Here is a 22,015-nt window from a genome sequence, read left to right as displayed (position 1 = left end):
TTTTTTGTGATACAAATCACATACAACACCCCAACAAACCACCACTTATAGTGATACTGATCACAATTATGGCGTGTAAAAAAAGCACAGTGAGAAAGAAATCGCCTTAAAACCCGCAATAAAGTGATACGCATCACATTTTTAACTTGGTGTTTTGTTTTTAAATTGTGACAAACATCACAATTTATTTTTGGCCGCCGCGCCCGATAACAACGCGCTGTTTGATCTTCCCTGTGAGCACTCATCCCGCCGGGAACTAGCGAAGTGATGAGTGAAAGAAAACTACATTGCTTAATGAATGGATTAATTGAAGTGTAGTACAGAAGCCTGCGCAATAAGCCAGCAAGTTATTGGAAACGCTGAGGGGGGAAATAAAACAGGCCGGCAATGCCGGCCTGTCTCTCGTGCGCGGGGGCGTTATTGCGTCACGCTTTGAATGGTTTTCTGCGCGTTCACCAGGTTCTGCTGTTTAGCCACCAGATTCGACATCATGGTGTTGTATTGCGCCACCTGTTGCGCGGTGCGGAACTGCACGCCGTTGTTGTTAAAGCTGACCTGATTGCCCTGGCTCTGCAGGAAATCGCCAACCTGCACCAGATCCTGCACGAAGCTGGCGGTGGTCGGGATCGCCGGCATCAGGGCGTTGGCCGGCGCGGTGACGATCTTGTCATAGGCCTGGTTGTACACCGCCTTCAGATCGTCGGGCTGCTTCAGCGCCGCACGGGCGGTATCCGCCTGCGATTTGGCGGACTGGATCTGCTGGCCCAGCAGGTTCAATGCTCCGACCGACTGCTGCAGCGCGTCGCGTTTGTTCAGGTAGTCCTGCGCGGTGCGGATCTGGTTAATCTGGTCCAGCGCCGGCGTCAGGCTGGCGCCGACCGATTTGGACAACTGCTGGGAAAAACCGACCAAAATCGCGTAATCGCCGGCATAGTTGCCGAACTTCTGTTTCTGGTCTTCGCTCAGCGTGGGGATGTTCGCCCCGCTGCGCATCACGGTATTCTGTAAGTAATCAATGAATGCTTTGCGCTGTTCCGGCTCTTTATCGCCGCAGGCGGTCAATTGCATGACCACCAACAATGCCAATACCGGTGCCAACCAACGCGCGAAAACTCTGCTCTGGATCCCTACCGCCATGTGACATAACTCCTGTTATAAACCTGCTTTTTCATTGGACTCCGCCCCTTTTTCCGCACTCCGTGCGCCTATAAGAATAGATCAACTGGCGGCGTTCCGATACGCGATTCCGCTTGCGGTGAACATTGTCTGGTTAAAAACGGCGTACTGCGTGTACCACGTACGCATGGTACACTTTTCCAACGTTTATCGCCGGGCCAACTTGCTCATGTCCTCTTATCAACCGCCGTTGACCATCACCCCCTCCATTCTGCATCTGGCGACAGACGTAGGGGCAGCGTTGGCCCGTTTGACAATGCAAGCGGAACAAGAGCATGCGTTGCGGCTAAGGCGCATCAATCGGATCCGTACCATTCAAGGTTCGTTGGCGATCGAAGGCAATACCCTGAGCGAAGAGCAGATCACCGCTATCATCGCAGGTAAACGCGTCATCGCCCCTCCGCGAGACGTTCAGGAAGCGATGAATGCCATCCATTGCTATACCAACCTGAATCATTGGCATCCCGAAAATGAACGCGATCTGCTTGCCGCACATGGGATGCTGATGAACAGCTTGCTACCTGATGCCGGCCGCTATCGTCAGAGCGGCGTCGGCGTGATGAACGGCAACGTCGTGATCCATATGGCTCCCCCGGCGGAACGCGTACCGTTGCTGATCCGCCAACTGCTCATCTGGCTGCAACAAACCGATCTGCCACCGCTGATCGGCAGCTGTGTATTTCACTATGAATTCGAATTCATCCACCCGTTTGCCGATGGAAACGGCCGCATGGGACGGTTGTGGCAAACGCTGATTTTGTCACGCTGGGATCCTTTGTTCGCCAACGTGCCGGTTGAGAGCCTGGTGCATGATAACCAGTCCGGATATTACCAAGCGCTGAATGCCAGCAACCAAAAAACCGATTGTTCACCCTTCGTTGAATTCATGCTGGAAATGATTCTAAAAGCGCTTGAGCTGAGTATTACCCCCCAAGTCACCCCCCAAGTCACCCCCCAAGTCGATGACTTGCTGGCGGCGCTGCAAGGTGAGATGTCGCGAGAAGCACTCCAGAATGTTCTACAGTTGCAGGATCGAAAATCTTTCCGCGAACGCTATCTCCAACCGGCCTTGAATGCCGGTTGGATTGAAATGACGTTACCGGATAAGCCCAAGAGCCGTTTACAACGCTATCGCTTGACCGCAGCCGGTATCAAACAGTTACGCCAGCCATAAAAAAGGCGCCCGCAGGCGCCTTTTCACAGCACAGAGCCGTTTTACTGCAGTACGGAGATATCCGCCACCTGCAGGAACAGTTCACGCAGTTTGCTCAGCAGCGTCAGACGATTCACGCGCACTTCCGCATCGTCCGCCATTACCATCACGTTGTCGAAGAACGCATCCACCGGCTCACGCAGCGCAGCCAGTTCCACCAGCGCTTCCTGGTAGTTGCCCGCCGCGAAGTACGGCTGCAGCTTGTCGCGCAGCACCACCAGGTGGGTCGCTAACTGGATCTCCGCCGCGTCCTTCAGCACCGAGGCGCGCACGCTGTCGTTCAGCGTTTCGGTAGATTTGGCCAGGATGTTGGAGACGCGTTTGTTGGCCGCAGCCAACGCCGCCGCTTCGTCCAGCGTGCGGAAGTGGGATACCGCCTTGACGCGTGCGTCGAAGTCGGCCGGCTTGGTCGGACGGCGCGCCAGCACCGCCTGAATGGTATCGACCGCGTGGCCTTCTTCCTGATACCAGGCGCGGAAGCGGCCCAGCATGAATTCCACCACCTCATCGACCACTTTGGCGTTGGTCAGCTTGCTGCCGTACAGGCGCACGGCCTCTTCGGTCAGAGTCTGCAGATCCAGCGGCAGGTTTTTCTCGACGATGATGCGCAGCACGCCCAGCGCGGCGCGGCGCAGCGCGAACGGGTCTTTATCGCCTTTCGGATGCTGCCCGATGCCGAAGATGCCGGCCAGGGTGTCCATTTTGTCGGCGATCGCCAGTGAACAAGCCACCAGCGACTGCGGCAGCGCATCACCGGCGTAGCGCGGCTGATACTGCTCGTTCAGCGCAACGGCGACGTCTTCCGCCTCACCGTCGTGGCGCGCGTAGTGCATGCCCATCACGCCCTGGGTGTCGGTGAATTCGAACACCATGTTGGTCATCAGGTCGCACTTCGACAGCAGGCCCGCACGGGTGGCGTGGTTGACGTCGGCGCCGATCTGGCCGGCAACCCAGCCCGCCAGCGCCTGAATGCGATCGGTCTTGTCGCGCAGGGTGCCCAACTGCTGTTGGAACAGCACGGTTTCCAGGCGCGGCAGATTGTCTTCCAGACGTTTCTTGCGGTCGGTGTTGAAGAAGAACTCGGCGTCGGCCAGACGCGGACGCACCACCTTCTCGTTACCGGAGATGATCTGCTGCGGGTCTTTCGACTCGATGTTGGCCACGAAGATAAAGTTCGGCAGCAGTTTGCCCGCGGCGTCGTACACCGGGAAATACTTCTGATCGCCCTTCATGGTGTACACCAGCGCTTCCGCCGGCACCGCCAGGAATTTCTCTTCGAATTTGGCGGTCAGCACCACCGGCCATTCCACCAGCGAGGCCACTTCTTCCAGCAGGCTGTCGCTCAGATCGGCCTTGCCGCCAATCTTCTGCGCCGCCAGCTCGGCGTCGCGCTTGATGAGCGCTTTACGCGCTTCATAGTCGGCGACCACTTTGCCACGCTCCAGCAGGATCTGCGGGTATTGGTCGGCGTTGTCGAGGGTAAACTCGGCTTCGCCCATGAAGCGGTGGCCGCGCACGGTACGCGCAGAGTCGATGCCCAGCACGGTGCCCGGGATCAGATCGGCGCCCAGCAGCATCGTGACGGTGTGCACCGGACGCACGAACTGCACGTCAGAATCGCCCCAGCGCATCAGTTTCGGGATCGGCAGCTTGCCGAGCGCGGTGCTGACCATGCCGGCCAGCAGTTGCTGCGCCGACTGGCCTTTGACGTGGGCGCGGTACATCAACCACTCGCCCTTGTCGGTCACCAGGCGTTCAGCCTGATCGACGGTGATGCCGCAGCCGCGCGCCCAGCCTTCGGCCGCTTTGCTCGGTTTGCCTTCGGCGTCGAACGCCTGAGCGATCGCCGGGCCGCGTTTTTCAATTTCGCGATCGGCCTGCGCCGCGCTCAGGTTGGCCACTTTCAGCGCCAGGCGGCGCGGTGCAGCGAACCAGCTCACTTCACCGTGTTCCAGGCCGGCGTTATCCAGCTCGGCAGTGAAGTTGGCGGCGAAAGATTCCGCCAGGGAACGAAGAGCCTTCGGCGGCAGCTCTTCCGTGCCGATTTCCACCAGGAAAGTCTGTTGAGTCATGGCTGCCTCTTAGTTCTCGTTCTTCTTGTTGCACATCGGGAAGCCCAGCGCTTCGCGGGAAGCGTAGTAGGCTTCGGCAACGGCTTTGGTCAGCGTGCGGATGCGCAGAATGTAGCGTTGACGCTCGGTCACCGAAATCGCCTTGCGCGCGTCCAGCAGGTTGAAGGTATGACCCGCCTTCAGGATGCGTTCGTAGGCCGGCAGCGGCAGCGGTTTTTCCAGCGCCAGCAGCGACTGGGCCTCTTTCTCGTACTGCTCGAAGCAGGAGAACAGGAAGTCGACGTCGGCGTATTCGAAGTTGTAGGTGGACTGCTCCACTTCGTTCTGGTGGAACACGTCGCCGTAGGTGGTGACGCCCAGCGGGCCGTTGCTCCACACCAGATCATACACGCTGTCCACGCCCTGGATATACATCGCCAGACGCTCCAGACCGTAGGTGATCTCGCCGGTTACCGGCTTGCACTCCAGGCCGCCGACCTGCTGGAAGTAGGTGAACTGCGTCACTTCCATGCCGTTCAGCCACACTTCCCAACCCAGGCCCCAGGCGCCGAGCGTCGGGTTTTCCCAGTTGTCTTCCACGAAGCGGATGTCGTGGATGGTCGGATCCAGACCCAGCTCTTTCAACGAGCCCAGGTAGAGTTCCTGAATGTTGTCCGGCGATGGCTTAATCACCACCTGGAACTGGTAGTAGTGCTGCAGACGGTTCGGGTTTTCGCCGTAGCGGCCGTCGGTCGGACGGCGGGATGGCTGCACGTAGGCGGCGGCCATCGGCTCCGGCCCCAGTGCGCGCAGGCACGTCATCGGGTGTGAGGTTCCCGCGCCGACTTCCATGTCCAATGGTTGAACGATGGTGCAGCCCTGGCGCGCCCAATAATCCTGCAGTGTCAGGATCAGGCCCTGGAAGGTCTTGGTATCAAACTTTTGCATGTTGAATTCGCACGCGATACAAGTGGATTTAGATGGAATGAGCCAGTATACCCGTTGACCGTAAGATATACAGCCAGAATCCGGCAACAAGTGCGAATCGGGGCGAGAAGCGCTGGATTTTCGCGCGCGGTGCGCGCAGGACAGGACGCCGGTTAGCCGGCTTATTTCACCGGCGACGAACGTGGCGAAAATACGGCCCGCCAAAAACATTAGAATAACTTAACAAAAAACGAGACTAATCGTTGCTTAAATCGTCACTTATTCGCCCACAGCACCTGTTCTCATCAACCCTATTTATGCAGATTGAAATGCACACATGCTTATATTTGCCACAGGGTAAAGTTACGCCAATGTTATTTTTGTTAATTTTATCAACTAAAAAACTCGCCTCACCGGCAGATAATGTGACTAAGCGCCAAATTATTTCTTATATCGTGAAAAATAAGGCGATATCACGCGACGGGCCGCTGCAGCGACTCGAGGAGAAACAAGCGGATATGTAATACGCCAACAATGAGCCACAGAAACCCATTGACAGTTAATCTTTGGTTATACAATAATAATTAAAATTTTCCCTGGTGTTGGCCAAGTGGCTACCTGATCCTTTCATAGGATCAGTTTTTTTTTGTATTTCCGTCAGCGTCATGACGGCCCGCATAATTAATTCCCGTCCGCTTCCTCTTAATTAGCTTCCCTTATACGAACGTATCGCTTACGCAATGCCATTTAGCGCGCCTTTGGCAAACGCGCTCTGCAGAACCCATTCAAAAGCGCGCGCTGACGCCGACGTTATACATAAACTGCTCGCCGCTGCTCAGCCCGCCGGTTTGCGAGACGGTGGCGAAGGCCGATACCCTGTCCGTCAACGGCATGTTGGCCCCCAGCGTGACATCCACCCAGTTTTTGTCCTGGCCCGCACTGTCACGGGTAAACGAGGTTTGCGTCGATTTCAGACCGCCGCCGGCGCGGTATACGTCGTCGCCGAACTGATGCTGATAGCTCACTTCCGCATAAGGGTTAAATACGCCGAATTGCGTATCCAGCCGCCAGCCCAGCGCACCGATCTGCGAGTGGTAGGTTTGATCGTTGAAGCGCATGGCGGTGCTGTCATCGCCGTCTTCGCTGTAGCCGGAAACGCGGCTGTAATCCCAGGCGAACTGCGCCACCGGCCCGGTGGTCAGGTAAGAAGCGATCGGGAAGTCATAGCCGGCGGTCACGCGCGCGCCCCACTGCTTGCCGGAAGTCGAACCGGTTTCGGTACGCGTCAGCGGCCCCAGCCGCATGCTGCGGCGAATATCGTCATACTCCATCGCCGCATAGTGCAGATCGGCGTTGACCCAACCGTGCTCGAATATCGCCAGCGAACTGAAGGCCGACAGCAGCAGCCCACGCGCCTTGTAATCATAACGGCTGGAAGGATGCTGATCGTCGTTGGAACCGGCGATCAACGCACCGATCAACCAGCCGTCGGTCAGCTGATAGTCCACGCCGACGGTCAGGTTGTGGGTGGTGGCGTTGCCGTCCCCCGCCGCCCGGTTATCGGCATAGTCGTAGTGCTGGCCGGCGTAACCGCCGAACACGCCCAGCGAGCCCTGCGGGTTTTCGCCGTGGCGCAGCTGCTGGAAGCGGCTGTCGAGCGTGGCGCGGCTGTCGCGCGCCATCGCCGCCGTCGCCTGATTCAGCGCCACCACCTGCGCCGGGCCATCCAACACCGCCTGGATATAATCCGCAATCAGCAGGTGCGCCTGCGGGCTCGGGTGGAAGTGGTCGGAGAACAGATAGGATTGGCTGGCATCGAAGCCGGGCATGTCGGAACGGCAGACCGCCGAGGAAACGCCCGGCGGACAAGCCATGCCGGCGGTGTTGGCGAAGCCGAACTGCGCCGGATTGGCAATCGCTTCGGCAAACAGTTTGTTGACGTCCACCCGCACGATATTGCCGCCGCCCTGCGCCAGCAAACGGTCTTCACTTTGATTATAGAAATCGGTCAGCTGACCGGCCTGCGCGCTCAGGCTGTCATACGCCGCGATGAGCTGGGTGGCGATCGCCTGCTGCACCTGAGGAATGGCGCTGCCCTGCTTCGCCGCAGCGGCCAACGCCGCGTGGATCGCCTGCGTGCGCGACGCGTTGTCCGGCGTCGCCAGCGAATTGAGCGTGGCGTAGGCCGCCTGGATCGCCGCCCCCTGCACCGGAGACAGCGCCTGTTGAATGATCAACTCCATCAGCTGCGGCGTGGAGCCGATGTTCGGCACCGTCGGCACGATCACCGTGCCGGCGCCGGCGTTCAGCAGCGAATGCACCTGCGCGGCGGCGGCCGCCGCGCTGTTATAGGCCACGCCGGGTGCGGCGGCGGCGTTCAACGCCGCCGCCGCCAGATCGTTACCGCCGATCCAATGAATGTACAAACCGTCGCCATCGGCCTGGCCGTTAACCCGGTTCAGATAGCGCTGTACCTGATCCTGGGTATTATCGACCGGATTCAGGCCCGGCACCGCCACGGCGCCGCCGGCGGCATAGTTTTCACCGCCGTTGTCCGAAGCCACCAGCGCCGCGCCGATGCGCTGCGCCAACGCCTCGTCGTACAGCAGATGCTGGCTGCCGTCATAGGTGAACCGGCCGTTGTTGCCGGTATCGCTCAGGCTGTCGCCAAAGACGTAGAGTTGGTCATACGCCTGAGCCGGAAGGGTCACACTGCAAAGTAGCGCCACTGCAAGCGCCGCCGGGCGGGGCATGCACGTTATTTTTAGAGGCATGAATCGACTCCTGAGAGCCTGCAAATGAAGGCAATATCGTTTTTATCGTTGACCGGTTTTCCACCGGCCATGTAGTAACTATTGTCGGCTTTTCCGTCACGTCAAGCGGGCTGATGACAAAACAATCAGAGGCTTGCCAAGTTCGCCGCTTCGAGCGATGATTACTGTTCATAAATACAGCACAAGGACATTCAGGATGGCAGACGAACGTTGCGGTTGGGTGACGGCCGATCCGTTGTATCTCGAGTATCACGACAAGGAATGGGGCGCGCCCACCACCGACGCGCGCGAGCTGTTTGAAATGCTCTGTCTGGAGGGGCAACAGGCCGGCCTTTCCTGGATCACCGTGCTGAAAAAGCGCGAGAACTACCGCCGCGCTTTCCACCAGTTCGATCCGCAGCGGGTCGCCGCCATGAGCGAGCAGGACGTGGAACGATTGCTGCAGGACAGCGGCATCATCCGCCATCGCGGCAAGATAGAAGCCATTATCGCCAACGCCAGGGCCTATCTGGCGATGGAGGAGGCCGGGGAGAATTTCGTCACCTTCATTTGGGATTTCGTCGGCGGCCAGCCGCAGCTCAACCGCTGGCAAGCGCTAAGCCAGGTCCCGGCTAAAACCGAGCAGTCCGACGCCATGTCCAAGGCGCTGAAAAAGCGCGGCTTCAAGTTTATCGGCTCCACCATCTGTTACGCCTTCATGCAGGCCAGCGGGCTGGTGAACGATCACCTGACGGGGTGCATGTGCTACCCAAAGCCACGGTGATCCGCCCCAGCGGCCTGGAGGATATCGACCGGCTGATGGCGCTGTGGCTGCCCAGCACCATCGCCGCCCATCCGTTCGTGGCGGAAAAATACTGGCGCGAGAGCGCCGCGCTGGTACGAGAAAACTACCTGCCGCGCGCGCAAAGCTGGGCCTGCTGGCATGACGACGAGATCGTCGGCTTTATCAGCGTGCTGGACGAGCAGTTCATCGGCGCGCTGTTCGTCGATCGGGCGTTCCACGGCCGCGGCGTCGCCCAGGCGCTGATGGCGCATGTGCAGCAGCGCTACCGCCGGCTCAGCCTAGAGGTTTATCAGCAGAACCTGCGCGCCTGCGCGTTCTACCACAAGCACGGTTTTCAGGTGACGCAGCGCCTGTTCAACGACGAAACCCTGGCCTATACGCTGATCATGAACTGGCCGGCAATCGAAAATTCAACCGGTTGCGGTTAAAAAAGGCGCATTCACACCCCGGCGGCGCGCAATTAGGAATCCGCTGCATGGCGCCGCCCGGCATTTTGTCGCATAACACCCCCCAGCACTCCCCCGCGCTCATCATTTGTCACGCTTTTCTCCGGAACTGCCGGCGAACCAGCGCGTCATAGTAGCGCGGTGGCGCGGGCTTCCCGCGGCGCCCATTTTTTGCGCCCCCGTTTTGGGCCGGCGCGTACAGATTTTGATGCCATTAAGGACAAGAACATGAAAAAACGCATTGCCATTATTGCCGGCGCAGTGAGCGTAGCGCTCACCCTGTCGGCCTGTACCACCAACCCTTACACCGGCGAATCCGAAGTCGGTAAATCCGGTATCGGTGCAGGCCTCGGGGCCGCACTGGGCGCCGGCGTCGGCGTGCTGTCCTCCTCCAAGAAAGATCGCGGCAAAGGCGCGCTGATCGGCGCGGCGGCCGGTGCAGCGCTCGGCGGCGGCGCGGGTTATTACATGGATGTGCAGGAAGCCAAACTGCGCGACAAGATGAAAGGCACCGGCGTCAGCGTCACCCGCCAGGGCGACAACATCGTGCTGAACATGCCGAACAACGTGACCTTCGACAGCAGCAGCGCCACGCTGAAACCGGCGGGCGCCAACACCCTGACCGGCGTCGCCATGGTGCTGAAAGAGTATCCGAAAACCGCGGTCAACGTGGTCGGCTACACCGACAGCACCGGTTCTCGCTCGCTCAACATGAACCTGTCGCAACAGCGCGCCGACGGCGTAGCCAGCGCGCTGATCACTCAGGGCGTGGCGGCGAACCGTATTCGCACTACCGGCGCCGGCCCGGACAACCCGATCGCCTCCAACAGCACCGCGGAAGGCAAGGCGCAGAACCGTCGCGTCGAGATCACCCTCAGCCCGCTGCAGTAATCCCGTGCGGGGCGCAACCGACGCCCCGCCGCTTCCTCCCGACTTTCTCCTTATCCTTCAACATTCCCGCTCGCACATCGGGTATGGTAGTCTCCTTGGCAATTAACCGCGGGAGAGATCGGCTGTGAGCACAGGCAAGGCAACGCGCGCCTCAGGACGCGCCACCATCAGCGATGTGGCAAGCATCGCCAAAACCGGCAAGACCAGCGTGTCGCGCTATCTGAATGGTGAACAGCACCTGCTTTCCGACGATCTCAAACAGCGCATCGAACAGGCCATTCAGCAGCTCGACTACCGGCCAAGCCAGATGGCGCGCAGCCTGAAGGGCGGCCAGACTCGCCTGATCGGCCTGATCCTCGCCGATATCACCAACCCCTATTCGGTGGACGTGATGCGCGGTATTGAAGCCGCCTGTCGACAGCACGGCTTTACCCTGCTGGTGTGTAACACCAACAACGAAGTCAATCAGGAGCAGCACTATCTGCAGCTGCTCAGCAGTTATCGGGTGGAAGGCATCGTGGTCAACGCGGTCGGCATGCGCGAGGAAGCCTTATCCACGCTGCAACAGTCGATGCTGCCGATGGTGCTGATCGACCGCAAGATCCCCGACTTCGCCTGCGACGTGGTGGGCCTGAACAACCGCGAAGCCGCCACCGTCGCCACCGAACATCTGCTGCAACAAGGTTTCGAAGCGATCCTGTTCCTCAGCGAGCCGCTCGGCACGGTCAACACCCGTCTGGAACGCCTGCACGCCTTCAGGCATACCATGGCGCAGCACCCCGCGCTGTTGGCGGAGCAGGCCGAAACGCCGCTCAACGATCGGCAGAAGCTGGAGCAAGTGTTGAGCGATTTCAGCGGCCGCCATCGCGGCATGCGCAAGGCGGTGATCTCCGCCAATGGCGCCCTGACGCTGCAGGTGGCGCGCGCCATGCGCCGGCTGGGCATCCAGTGGGGCAACGACATCGGCCTGCTGGGCTTTGATGAACTGGAGTGGGCGGAGCTGGCGGGCGTCGGCATCACCACGCTGAAGCAGCCCACCTACCAAATGGGGCACGCGGCGCTGGAGCGGCTGGTGCAGCGCATTCAGGGCCTGGCCGCCCCCAGTGGCGATCAAATGTTCTCCGGCGAGCTGATCGTCCGCGGCTCCACCACCCGCTGACTGACTTTCCCATGGGCCGTTGACCGCCCCTCCGCATCGGCTGTTTTTTGCTCAGCTTCGTGATTGCGATCATATTTTTACACTCTGTCGCTTTTCGCTGGAACCGGTTCCATTTAACGTACCGGTAACAGCAGCGGCGGCGACAATGCCGCCTCAGGAGTCAAAATGAAAACAGAAATCATCGTGGTCACCGGCGCCTACGGCACCGATACCGTCAAACAACACGGCGGCCAGCGCGCGCTGTTGCCCCTCATCGCCGGTGCCGGCGCCGACGGCGTCGAGATCCGCCGCGAACTGTTCGCCGCCGGCGAGCTGGACAGCCTGCCGGCGCTGGCGCAGGAGATCGAGCGCCAGCAACTGTTCGCCGTCTATTCCGCCCCTGAGGCGCTGTTCACCCCGCAACATACGCTGAACCCCAACCTGCAGGCGCTGCTGGCGGAGGCACAGGCGCTGAATGCGCGCCAGCTGAAGCTGTCCCTCGGCCATTTCCGCCCCGGCTTCGACTTTACCGAGCTGAAAGTGGCGCTGGAACAACACCCGGTCAAACTGGTGGTAGAAAACGACCAGACGCCGGACTGCGGCATTTTGTCGATGCTGAACGCCTTTTTCCATGCGGCGGAAGATAGCCACCTGCCGGTCAGCATGACCTTCGATATGGCCAACTGGCTGTGGGTGGGGCAAGACGCCTTCGCCGCCGCCGATCGCCTGGCCCGTCACGTCGGTTACGTGCACGTCAAAGCCGCCACCCAAGGCCCGCGCGGTTGGCGCGCCGTGGCGCTGGACGATACCGACGGCAGCTGGCGCGATCTCTTGGCCCGCCTGCCGCACGACGCGCCGCGCGGCATCGAATTCCCGTTGCAGGGCGATGATCTGGAAGCCGTCACCCGCCATTACGTCAATATTTTGCGTGCGGAGTAACCCCATGATGACAACGTTAACGGCAACGACGGCGCAGCAGGCGCCCCTGGATGTGGTCACGCTGGGCGAAGCCATGGCGATGTTCGTGGCGGCACAGACCGGCGATCTGGCGGAGGTGGAAACCTTCACCAAACGCATCGCCGGCGCCGAACTGAACGTGGCGATCGGCCTGGCGCGCCTGGGCATGAACGTCGGCTGGGTCAGCCGCGTCGGCAACGACTCGTTCGGCCGCTTCACCCTGCAGCAGTTGAAAAAAGAGGGCATCAACTACCGGCAGGTCACGGTTGACGGCCAGTATCCGACCGGTTTTCAGGTGAAGTCCAAAACCACCGATGGTACCGATCCCAGCGTGGAGTATTTCCGCAAAGGCTCGGCGGCCAGCCACCTATCGGTCGCCGATTTCAACCGTGAGTATTTCGCTTCAGCGCGCCACCTGCACCTGAGCGGCGTAGCGGCGGCGCTGTCCAGCCAATCGCTGGCGCTGTGCCACCATGCGGCGCACGAGATGCGCGCCCTGGGCAAAACCATTTCGTTCGACCCCAACCTGCGCCCGGTGCTGTGGCCCAGCCGCGAGGTGATGATCGAGCAGCTCAACCAGCTGGCGTTCGCCGCCGATTGGGTGCTGCCGGGGCTGAAAGAGGGGCAGATCCTCACCGGCCAATCGACGCCGGAAGGCATCGCCGATTTCTATCTGGAGCGCGGCGTGCAGGCGGTGATCATCAAAACCGGCCCGGACGGCGCCTGGTTTAAAACCGCCGCCGGCGATAAAGCAGCAGTAGCTGCGGTCAAGGTCGACAACGTGGTGGATACCGTGGGCGCAGGTGACGGCTTTGCCGTCGGCACCCTCAGCGCCCTGCTGGAAGGCAAAACGCTGAAACAGGCGGTGCAGCGCGGCAACAAAATCGGCTCGCTGGCGATCCAGGCCATCGGCGACAGCGAAGGCTTGCCGACCCGCGCGGCGCTGGCCGAATAATAATAAAAAATACGACTTCTCCGCATGACGTCAGCCTCTGGCCCTACAACCGGGACGCGTCGGGAGAGCATCTGCCCCTTCTTCTGGCATGCCGGCGAAGGGGATGCAACACCACTGAAGGATACTGAACATGAACAAAGCGACTGTCGCGGCCAAACGCTGGTGGTACATCATGCCCATCGTGTTTATCACCTACAGCCTGGCCTATCTCGATCGCGCCAACTTCAGCTTCGCCTCCGCCGCCGGCATCAATGAAGATCTCGGCATCACTAAAGGCATGGCCTCGCTGCTGGGCGCGCTGTTTTTCCTCGGTTATTTCTTCTTCCAAATTCCCGGCGCCATCTACGCCGAACGCCGCAGCGTCAAAAAACTGATCTTCTGGTGCCTGATCCTGTGGGGCGGCTGCGCCTCGCTGACCGGCGTGGTCAGCAATATCCCGATGCTGGCCGCCATTCGCTTTATCCTCGGCGTGGTGGAGGCGGCGGTGATGCCGGCGATGCTGATCTACATCAGCAACTGGTTCACCAAATCGGAGCGGTCACGCGCCAATACCTTCCTGATCCTCGGCAACCCGGTGACGGTGCTGTGGATGTCGGTGGTGTCCGGCTACCTGATCCACGCCTTCGGCTGGCGCGAAATGTTCATCATCGAGGGCATTCCGGCGGTCATCTGGGCGTTCTGCTGGTGGGTGCTGGCGAAAGACAAACCGGCGCAGGCCGGCTGGCTGAGCGCCGATGAGAAACGGGCGCTGCAACAGCAGCTGGACGAAGAGCAGAAGGGCATCAAGGCCGTGCGCAACTACGGCGAAGCCTTCCGCTCGCGCAACGTGATCCTGCTGTGCGTGCAGTACTTCGCCTGGAGCATCGGCGTGTACGGCTTCGTGCTGTGGCTGCCTTCCATCCTGCGCAGCGGCATGCAGATGGGCATGGTGGAAGCCGGTTGGCTGTCGGCGGTACCTTACCTGGCGGCGACCATCGCCATGATCGTGGTCTCCTGGGCGTCGGACAAAATGCAAAACCGCAAACTGTTCGTCTGGCCGCTGCTGCTGATCGGCGCGCTGGCGTTCTTCGGTTCTTACGCCGTCGGCACCAACCACTTCTGGATCTCTTACGGCCTGCTGGTGGTCGCTGGCGCCGCGATGTACGCCCCTTACGGGCCGTTCTTCGCCATCATTCCGGAAATGCTGCCGAAAAACGTCGCCGGCGGCGCCATGGCGCTGATCAACAGCATGGGTGCGCTGGGTTCGTTCTTCGGTTCCTGGTTCGTCGGCTATCTGAATGGCGCCACCGGTAGCCCGGCGGCCTCTTACATGTTTATGGCCATCGCACTGGTGGTGGCGGTGGTGCTGACGCTGATCGTCAAACCCGCCCGCAACGAGATCCAGCCGCAATTGGCTTGATCCGGTTATACTTTTTATCTGTTAACCCAACCGGGGGGGCGCCAGGCCCCCTTTGGCCCAGCTGGAGTTCGTGATGAAGCCTTCTATCGTATTGTACAAAAGCCTGCCTGCCGACCTGCGTGAACGCCTGGAACAGCACTTCACCGTGCACGCCTTCAACGGCCTGCAGCCGGAGAACCGCGACGAACTGCGCCAGGCGCTGCAGCAGGCCGAAGGGATCATCGGTTCCGGCGGTAAAATTGACGAAGCCTTCCTGCAGCAGGCGCCCAAACTGCGCGCGGCCTCGACTGTTTCCGTCGGCTACGACAACTTCGACGTCGAGGCGCTCAACGCGCATAACGTGTTGCTGATGCACACCCCGACGGTGCTGACCGAAACCGTCGCCGACACCATCATGAGCCTGGTGCTGGCGACCGCGCGCCGGGTGGTGGAAGTGGCCGAACGGGTCAAGGCCGGCGAATGGCGCGGCAGCATCGGGCCAGACTGGTTCGGCGTCGACGTGCACCACAAAACCATCGGCATCCTCGGCATGGGCCGCATCGGCCTGGCGCTGGCGCAGCGCGCGCACTTCGGCTTCGGCATGCCGGTGCTGTACAACGCCCGCCGCACGCACGAAGAGGCGGAACAGCGCTTCAACGCGCGCCGCTGCGATCTGGATACCCTGCTGGCCGAGTCGGATTTCGTTTGCATCACGCTGCCGCTGACCGAGCAAACCTTCCACATGATCGGCCGCGATCAGCTGGCGAAGATGAAGAAAAGCGGCATTCTGATCAACGCCGGCCGCGGGCCGGTGGTGGATGAGCAGGCGCTGATCGAAGCGCTGCAAAACGGCGTGATCCACGCCGCCGGGTTGGACGTGTTCGAGAAAGAGCCGCTGCCGGCCAACTCGCCGCTGCTCAGCATGCCGAACGTGGTGGCGTTGCCGCACATCGGCTCCGCCACCCATGAAACGCGCTACGGCATGGCCGCCTGCGCGGTGGATAACTTGATCGCCGCATTGACCGGCACGGTGAAAGAAAACTGCGTCAACCCGCAGCTGTTGCAGAAATAACTTAGCGCGGCCGGTGGTCTGCGGATAACCGGCCGTGTTGCTCTTCCTGCTGCGGCGCGAACAGCGCCTGCAGCTGATGTTCTTCGGCGAAGTGCTGCAATTCGGCATCCTGAATTGCCTGAACGATCTCTTCCCGCCAGTTTTTGTCCGTCATCGCTAACCTCCTTTGATGTTCATCGTTTAATCTGCCGCAGCGCACGCGCAAAGCCAAGCCGAATCAATCCGAAAACGCTCCGCCCTCCCTCTCCTCCCCGAAAAAAAACCGCAGGGAGGAGGCCGTTTTTTCACCGTTTGCCACACTGGGCGCTACCCTGCGACAAAAACGCTTCCTGCCGCGCGTAAGGAGAGCCATGAAACTGTTACCCCTGCCCTTGTTGATGCTGTTGTCGCCAGCAGCGCTGGCCGCCTGGACGCTGCCCGGCTTTCCGGCCTTCGACGAAACCGCCGCCGGGCTGTTCATCAGCCAGGCCCCGCTGCCTAAAGGCCAGCGGCCGCTGCAGCTGTATCAGGATAACCAATGCTGGCAGCCGGCCGAGGCGGTGAAGCTTAACCAGACGCTGTCGCTGCAGCCCTGCGGCGTCAACCCGCCGGCCAGCTGGCGGCAGTTCCGCGCCGGCGACTATCAGGCGCACATCGACACCCGCAGCGGTACCCCCACGCTGCGGCTCAGCCTGCGCAGCGCGCCGGAAAGCGCCGCCGTTGCCATCCGCAGCTGCCCGCGCTGGGACGGCAAGCCGGTCACGGTCGACGTCGCCTCGACCTTCGCCGAAGGCGAAACGCTGCGCGATTTCTATTCCGGCCAAACGGCGCAGGTGAGCCAGGGTAAAATCACGCTGCAGCCCGCCGCCGTCAGCGGCGGCTTGTTGCTGCTGGAATCCGCCGCCACCACTAAACCGGCGGCGTTCAGCTGGCATAACGCCACAGTTTATTTCGTGCTGACCGATCGCTTTGAGAACGGCAATCCCGCCAATGACCACAGCTACGGGCGCCGCAGCGACGGCCTGCAGGAGATCGGCACCTTTCACGGCGGCGATCTGGCTGGCCTGACGCAGAAGCTGGATTATCTGCAGCAACTCGGCGTCAACGCCTTGTGGATCAGCTCGCCGCTGGAGCAGATCCACGGCTGGGTCGGCGGCGGCGCCAAGGGCGACTTCCCGCATTACGCCTATCACGGCTATTACGCGCTGGACTGGACCCGCCTCGACGCCAACATGGGCACCGAACAGGAACTGCGCACGCTGGTCGAGCAGGCGCATCAGCGCGGCATTCGCATCCTGTTCGACGTGGTAGTGAACCACGTCGGCTACGCCACGCTGGCGGATATGCAGACGTTTCACTTCGGCTCGCTGTATCTGCAGGGCACGGAGGTGGAAAGCATCCTGGGGAAAAACTGGGGTGACTGGCGTCCTGGGCCGGGGCAAAACTGGCACAGCTTCAACGACTACATCAACTTCAGCGACAAGGCGGGCTGGCGCCAATGGTGGGGAAAAAACTGGATCCGCACCGATATCGGCGACTATGACGCGCCGGGCTACGATGATCTGACGATGTCGCTGGCCTTCTTGCCGGACATCAAAACCGAAGCGCCCGGCGCCAGCGGCCTGCCGCTGTTCTACCGCCATAAGCCCGACACCGCCGCACACGATATCCCCGGTGCCACTACCCGCGATTACCTGACCGTCTGGCTCAGCCAGTGGGTGCGCGATTACGGCATCGACGGTTTCCGCGTCGATACCGCCAAACACGTGGAGAAACCGACGCTGGTGCTGTTGAAGCAACGCGCCACGGCGGCGCTGGCGGCGTGGAAAGCGGAACACCCGCAGCAGGCGCTGGATGACGCACCGTTCTGGATGACCGGCGAAGCCTGGGGGCACGGGGTGATGAAAAGCGACTATTACCAGAACGGTTTCGACGCGATGATCAACTTCGACTTCCAGGACCAGGCGTCACAGGCGTTGGGCTGCTTTGCCGACATCGACGCCACCTACCGGCAGATGGCCGAGCGGCTGCAGGATTTCAACGTGCTGAGCTACCTCTCGTCGCACGACACCCGACTGTTCTTCGCCGACGATGCCAAAGGCTCGCTGTCGCGGCAACAGCGGGCGGCGAACCTGCTGCTGCTGGCGCCGGGCGCGGTGCAGATTTACTACGGCGACGAAAGCGGCCGCCCGCTCGGCCCGACCGGTTCCGATCCGCTGCAGGGCACCCGCTCCGACATGAACTGGCGCGAACTGCAGGGGGAGAAAGCTCCGTTGCTGGCCCACTGGCAGCGGCTGGGGCAGTTTCGCGCCCGCCACCCGGCGATCGGCGGCGGCGTGCAAATCCCGCAGCCGCACGCCGCTTACTATGCCTTCAGCCGCCGGCTCGGCGACGATAAGGTGATGATAGTGTGGGCCGGCGAACGGTCACAATAATTCAGCGTAATATGCTACCAATAGACTATTGAGTAAAACTTATGCCCAGTGGTCTATTTTTCGGCCGCATTGCAGCGGGATTTATCTGGCGGTATGGTGGGTGATTACCTGCTAAAAAACAGTACTGCTGCACCTATGACTTTCTCACTTTTCGGCGACAAATTTACCCGTTATGCGGGCATCACCCGTTTGATGGACGATCTGAACGAAGGCCTGCGCACCCCCGGTGCCATCATGCTCGGCGGCGGCAACCCCGCGCAGATCCCAGAGATGGAAGCCTACTTCAAACAGCTGTGCCAGGAGATGCTCGATCAGGGCAAACTGACCGAAGCGCTGTGCAACTACGACGGCCCGCAAGGCAAGGACGCGCTGCTGAAAGCGCTGGCCAATCTGCTGCGCGACGAGCTCGGCTGGGAGATCTCGCCACAGAATATTGCACTGACTAACGGCAGTCAGAGCGCGTTTTTCTACTTGTTCAACCTGTTCGCCGGCCGCTACGCCGATGGTTCACGCCGCCGCGTGCTGTTCCCGCTGGCGCCGGAATATATCGGCTATGCCGACGCCGGGCTGGACGAAGGGCTGTTCGTCTCCGCTAAACCGAACATCGAGCTGCTACCGGAAGGCCAGTTCAAATATCACGTTGATTTCGAGCACCTGAATATCGGCGATGACATCGGCATGATCTGCGTTTCGCGGCCGACCAACCCAACCGGCAACGTGATCACCGACGAAGAGCTGATAAAGCTCGATCGGTTGGCGCAACAGCGCGATATCCCGCTGGTGATCGACAACGCCTACGGCGTGCCTTTCCCCGGCATCATCTTCAGCGACGCCACGCCGCTGTGGAACCCAAACACCATCCTGTGCATGAGTCTGTCCAAGCTCGGCCTGCCGGGCTCGCGCTGCGGCATCGTGATCGCCGACGAGAAGGTGATCACCGCGCTGACCAACATGAACGGCATCATCAGCCTGTCGCCGGGCAGCATGGGGCCGGCGATGGCGACGGAAATGATCGAGCGCGGCGATCTGCTGCGCCTGTCGAACGAGGTGATTCGCCCGTTCTACAAACAGCGTGTCGAACACACCATCGAGATTATCCGCCGCTACCTGTCGCCGGAACGCTGCCTGATCCACAAACCGGAAGGGGCTATCTTCCTCTGGCTGTGGTTCAAGGATCTGCCGATCACTACCGAGGTGCTGTATCAGCGCCTGAAAAAGCGCGGCGTGCTGATGGTGCCGGGCCACTACTTCTTCCCGGGGCTGGAGCACGACTGGCCACATACCCACCAGTGCATGCGCATGAACTACGTGCCCGACCCGGAGAAAATCGAGCGCGGTGTGGCTATTCTGGCGGAAGAGATCGAACGCGCGCATCAGGAAGGCTAACGCCGGCTGGTTGAAAATCGACCGATAAAGATATACGATGCATATATCGTATATCTTTTTTTAGGAGAGCCAGCTATGACTCGCATCGTGATCGATTTACCTGAAGAAGACCTGCGGCAGCTCGACAATCTGAAAAATATCCGCCACGTTCCCCGGGCCGAAATCATCCGTCAGGCCGTCTCCCGCTATCTGACGGAGAACCACGTGGAAGATCCCAGCAATGCTTTCGGGCTCTGGTCCGGGGTGATGGGAGATGGCGTGGACTACGAAAATCGTCAGCGCGAGGAGTGGGAATAATGGTGGCTCAACGGGCGTTATTTGACACCAATATTCTGATCGATTATCTCAACGGCATTCCTCAAGCCAAAGACGTTCTGACCGAATACCACATTAACCCGGCTATTAGCGCCATCACCTGGATGGAAGTGATGGTGGGTGCCAAAAAGCAGGGGGCGGCGCTGGAGCTGAAAACGCGCCAGTTTTTAGGGCAATTTCTGCTGCTGCCTATTACCGATGAAGTTGCCGAACGCGCCGTAGAACTGCGCCACTCACAGCATGTGAAGCTGCCGGACGCCATTATCTGGGCCACCGCGCAGGTGGGGTTCCGGACGCTCATCTCCCGCAACCCCAAAGATTTTGGCACTGACAACGGCGTGTTAATGCCTTATCGGCTGTAGTCGAGCAGCGTTACAGCGTCCAGAACAGCACCGCCAGCAGCTGCGGCGACATGATGCGCAGGAACATCGCCAGCGGATAAACGGTGGCGTAAGACAGCGCGGCGGCGCCGCTGGTCGGGTGCAGGCCGTTGGCGAAGGCCAGCGCCGGCGGATCGGTCATCGACCCCGCCAACATGCCGGACAGCGTCAGGTAGTTCATCTTGCCCACCGTGCGCGCCAGAATACCGACGCTCAGCAGCGGAATGGCGGTGATCAACGCGCCGTATCCCACCCACGTCAGCCCCTCGCCGTGCAGCAACGTCTCGATGAAGTTGCCGCCCGACTTCAACCCGACTACCGCCAGAAACAGCACGATGCCCAGTTCGCGCAGCGCCAGGTTGGCGCTCGGCGGCATAAACCAGTACAGCTTGCCGATACTGCCGATGCGCCCGAGGATCAGCGCCGCCACCAGCGGCCCGCCGGCCAGCCCCAGCCGCAATGCCGCCGGGAAGCCGGGCACGAACAGCGGAATGGAACCGAGCAGCACCCCGAGGCCGATACCGATAAACACCGGCAGCATCTGCACCTGCTGCAGTTTTTGTTGGGCATTGCCGACGATTGCCGTCACCGCGTCGATGGCCTCCGGCCGACCGACCAGGTTGAGGATGTCGCCGAACTGCAGCGTCACGTTGCTGCCGGCCACCAGCTCGACGCCGGCGCGGTTGAGGCGTGAAATCACCACGTCATACTTTTGCTTCAGGTTCAGATCGCGGATTTTTTTACCCAGCACCTGCTCGTTGGTCACCACCGCCCTCACCACCTGCAGCGCGGTGCCGCGCGTCGAGAGCGACGCGTCTACCTCTTCGCCGATCACCAACCGGGCATTCTCCAGGTCTTCGCGCTTGCCCACCAAATGCAGGTAGTCGCCAAGCTCCAGCCGCTCGTGCGGCGCCGGCACCATCAGCAGCTCCCCACGCTTGAGGCGTGAACAGACGATCGCTTCACCGTTGAGCAGCGGCACCTGCTTGATCGCCATGCCCTGCAGATTGGGATTGCGTACCGCCACGTTCATGGCGTGCAGCAGCTCGCGCTGATTGCCCAGGCTGCTTTCAAACGCCTGCGCCTCGCGCTCGATATTGATGCGGAAAAACAGTCGGATCAGCCACATCACCAGCAGAATGCCGCAAATGCCGAACGGATAGGCCATGGCGTAGCCCATGCCCATGCCGTCCACCAACGCCGGATCGGAGCCGAGATCGGTCAGAATCTGTTGGCCGGCGCCCAACGCCGGGGTGTTGGTAACCGCGCCGGAGAACACGCCGAGGATGATCGGCAGCGGCACGTCGAACAGCTTATGTACCGCCGCTGCCACTACGCCGCCGGTCAGCACCAGCAGCACCGCGAAGGCGTTAAGCCGCAAACCGGAGACGCGCAGCGAAGAGAAGAAACCGGGGCCGACCTGAATGCCGATGGTATAGACGAACAGGATCAGGCCAAACTCCTGGATAAAGTGCAGCATGTCGCCGTTCAGGCTGATTTGCCCACTCTGGGCGAAGTGCCCGACCAGAATGCCGCCGAACAGCACGCCACCGATGCCCAACCCGACGCCGTACAGCTTCCAGTTCCCCATCCACAGCCCAATGACGGCCGCCAGCGCCAACATGCTGACGGTCAGGGCGATATCGCTCATAGGTCACATCCTTGCCAAAGTTGAACAATGGGTTTGCGGCCAAAGACACACAATTAACAAGGATTATGACATCGGGCTGACGGGGGGTCTGTGGCGTGCGCCACATA

The 22,015-nt window shown here is 60.7% G+C and carries 19 protein-coding genes; 13 read left to right on the top strand and 6 right to left on the bottom strand.

All coding sequences use genetic code 11. From position 1 onward, the window contains the following. Window positions 1–417 precede the first annotated feature (417 nt). A complete protein-coding gene (locus AC6BYQ_RS13885) occupies window positions 418–1,137 on the bottom strand; it encodes a DUF3053 domain-containing protein (RefSeq protein WP_019455519.1) in 720 nt (239 codons plus the stop codon). Between the two features lie 151 nt (window positions 1,138–1,288). Here AC6BYQ_RS13885 and AC6BYQ_RS13880 point away from each other — a divergent pair, with 151 nt between their 5' ends. Further along, window positions 1,289–2,350 carry a Fic family protein gene (locus AC6BYQ_RS13880; protein WP_235049956.1) on the top strand — a complete coding sequence of 354 codons (1,062 nt, stop codon included), beginning with the start codon at window positions 1,289–1,291 and terminating at the stop codon, window positions 2,348–2,350. Window positions 2,351–2,391: 41 nt separating this feature from the next. Here AC6BYQ_RS13880 and glyS read toward each other — a convergent pair whose 3' ends face one another. From glyS to AC6BYQ_RS13865, 3 genes are all read right to left on the bottom strand, one after another. Beyond that, the gene (glyS, locus tag AC6BYQ_RS13875; RefSeq protein WP_019455517.1) at window positions 2,392–4,461 is read right to left on the bottom strand and encodes a glycine--tRNA ligase subunit beta; all 2,070 of its coding nucleotides are present in this window, start codon (window positions 4,459–4,461) and stop codon (window positions 2,392–2,394) included. A 9-nt stretch (window positions 4,462–4,470) separates the two neighbouring features. Further along, window positions 4,471–5,388, bottom strand: coding sequence for a glycine--tRNA ligase subunit alpha (glyQ, locus tag AC6BYQ_RS13870; RefSeq protein WP_004933966.1), 918 nt, complete (start codon window positions 5,386–5,388; stop codon window positions 4,471–4,473). Between the two features lie 764 nt (window positions 5,389–6,152). Beyond that, on the bottom strand, window positions 6,153–8,141 hold the full coding sequence (locus tag AC6BYQ_RS13865) for an autotransporter outer membrane beta-barrel domain-containing protein (RefSeq protein ID WP_498057043.1): 1,989 nt from the start codon (window positions 8,139–8,141) through the stop codon (window positions 6,153–6,155). Between the two features lie 196 nt (window positions 8,142–8,337). Between AC6BYQ_RS13865 and AC6BYQ_RS13860 the strand changes: the two genes are divergently transcribed. The 8 genes from AC6BYQ_RS13860 (at window position 8,338) to ghrB (ending at window position 15,762) form a co-directional block, all read left to right on the top strand. Next, window positions 8,338–8,904, top strand: a complete 567-nt coding sequence (locus tag AC6BYQ_RS13860) for a DNA-3-methyladenine glycosylase I (protein WP_074055688.1) — start codon at window positions 8,338–8,340, stop codon at window positions 8,902–8,904. Beyond that, complete coding sequence (locus tag AC6BYQ_RS13855) at window positions 8,901–9,353, top strand: N-acetyltransferase (RefSeq protein WP_063918270.1); 453 nt, start codon at window positions 8,901–8,903, stop codon at window positions 9,351–9,353. Before AC6BYQ_RS13860 ends, AC6BYQ_RS13855 begins: the two co-directional genes overlap by 4 nt. Before the next feature lie 246 nt (window positions 9,354–9,599). After that, window positions 9,600–10,262 (top strand): OmpA family lipoprotein, encoded by a 663-nt coding sequence (locus AC6BYQ_RS13850; RefSeq protein WP_016929583.1) that lies wholly within the window; start codon window positions 9,600–9,602, stop codon window positions 10,260–10,262. 124 nt (window positions 10,263–10,386) lie between these two features. Further along, entirely contained in the window at window positions 10,387–11,421 is a 1,035-nt protein-coding gene (locus tag AC6BYQ_RS13845) for a LacI family DNA-binding transcriptional regulator (protein WP_019455513.1), read from the top strand. A gap of 165 nt (window positions 11,422–11,586) precedes the next feature. Continuing rightward, a complete protein-coding gene (locus AC6BYQ_RS13840; protein ID WP_498057042.1) occupies window positions 11,587–12,339 on the top strand; it encodes a sugar phosphate isomerase/epimerase family protein in 753 nt (250 codons plus the stop codon). A 7-nt stretch (window positions 12,340–12,346) separates the two neighbouring features. Further along, entirely contained in the window at window positions 12,347–13,312 is a 966-nt protein-coding gene (locus AC6BYQ_RS13835; protein WP_154747426.1) for a sugar kinase, read from the top strand. Between the two features lie 130 nt (window positions 13,313–13,442). Continuing rightward, window positions 13,443–14,711 (top strand): MFS transporter, encoded by a 1,269-nt coding sequence (locus AC6BYQ_RS13830; RefSeq protein ID WP_063918272.1) that lies wholly within the window; start codon window positions 13,443–13,445, stop codon window positions 14,709–14,711. A gap of 73 nt (window positions 14,712–14,784) precedes the next feature. Beyond that, entirely contained in the window at window positions 14,785–15,762 is a 978-nt protein-coding gene (gene ghrB, locus AC6BYQ_RS13825; protein WP_063918273.1) for a glyoxylate/hydroxypyruvate reductase GhrB, read from the top strand. A gap of 1 nt (window position 15,763) precedes the next feature. Here the strand turns inward: ghrB and AC6BYQ_RS13820 are convergent, their stop codons facing one another. Beyond that, window positions 15,764–15,916, bottom strand: a complete 153-nt coding sequence (locus AC6BYQ_RS13820) for a hypothetical protein (RefSeq protein WP_019455508.1) — start codon at window positions 15,914–15,916, stop codon at window positions 15,764–15,766. A gap of 196 nt (window positions 15,917–16,112) precedes the next feature. On the opposite strand from AC6BYQ_RS13820, the gene AC6BYQ_RS13815 reads away from it, so the two are divergent. The 4 genes from AC6BYQ_RS13815 (at window position 16,113) to AC6BYQ_RS13800 (ending at window position 20,239) form a co-directional block, all read left to right on the top strand. Next, on the top strand, window positions 16,113–18,176 hold the full coding sequence (locus AC6BYQ_RS13815) for an alpha-amylase (protein ID WP_498057041.1): 2,064 nt from the start codon (window positions 16,113–16,115) through the stop codon (window positions 18,174–18,176). A 135-nt stretch (window positions 18,177–18,311) separates the two neighbouring features. Then, window positions 18,312–19,562 carry a valine--pyruvate transaminase gene (locus AC6BYQ_RS13810; protein ID WP_154747407.1) on the top strand — a complete coding sequence of 417 codons (1,251 nt, stop codon included), beginning with the start codon at window positions 18,312–18,314 and terminating at the stop codon, window positions 19,560–19,562. Between the two features lie 75 nt (window positions 19,563–19,637). Further along, complete coding sequence (locus AC6BYQ_RS13805; RefSeq protein ID WP_498057040.1) at window positions 19,638–19,859, top strand: ribbon-helix-helix domain-containing protein; 222 nt, start codon at window positions 19,638–19,640, stop codon at window positions 19,857–19,859. After that, window positions 19,859–20,239, top strand: a complete 381-nt coding sequence (locus tag AC6BYQ_RS13800; RefSeq protein ID WP_498057039.1) for a type II toxin-antitoxin system VapC family toxin — start codon at window positions 19,859–19,861, stop codon at window positions 20,237–20,239. The genes AC6BYQ_RS13805 and AC6BYQ_RS13800 overlap by 1 nt, the downstream gene beginning before the upstream one ends. A 10-nt stretch (window positions 20,240–20,249) precedes the next feature. On the opposite strand, the gene AC6BYQ_RS13795 is transcribed toward AC6BYQ_RS13800, so the two are convergent. After that, window positions 20,250–21,908, bottom strand: coding sequence for a putative transporter (locus AC6BYQ_RS13795; RefSeq protein ID WP_019455505.1), 1,659 nt, complete (start codon window positions 21,906–21,908; stop codon window positions 20,250–20,252). Between the last annotated feature and the right edge of the window lie 107 nt (window positions 21,909–22,015).

It is taken from the genome of Serratia sp. LTN-2 (assembly GCF_059740205.1).
The sequence above is the reverse complement of the archived record's forward strand: the minus strand, read 5'-3'. Positions and strand labels throughout refer to the sequence as shown.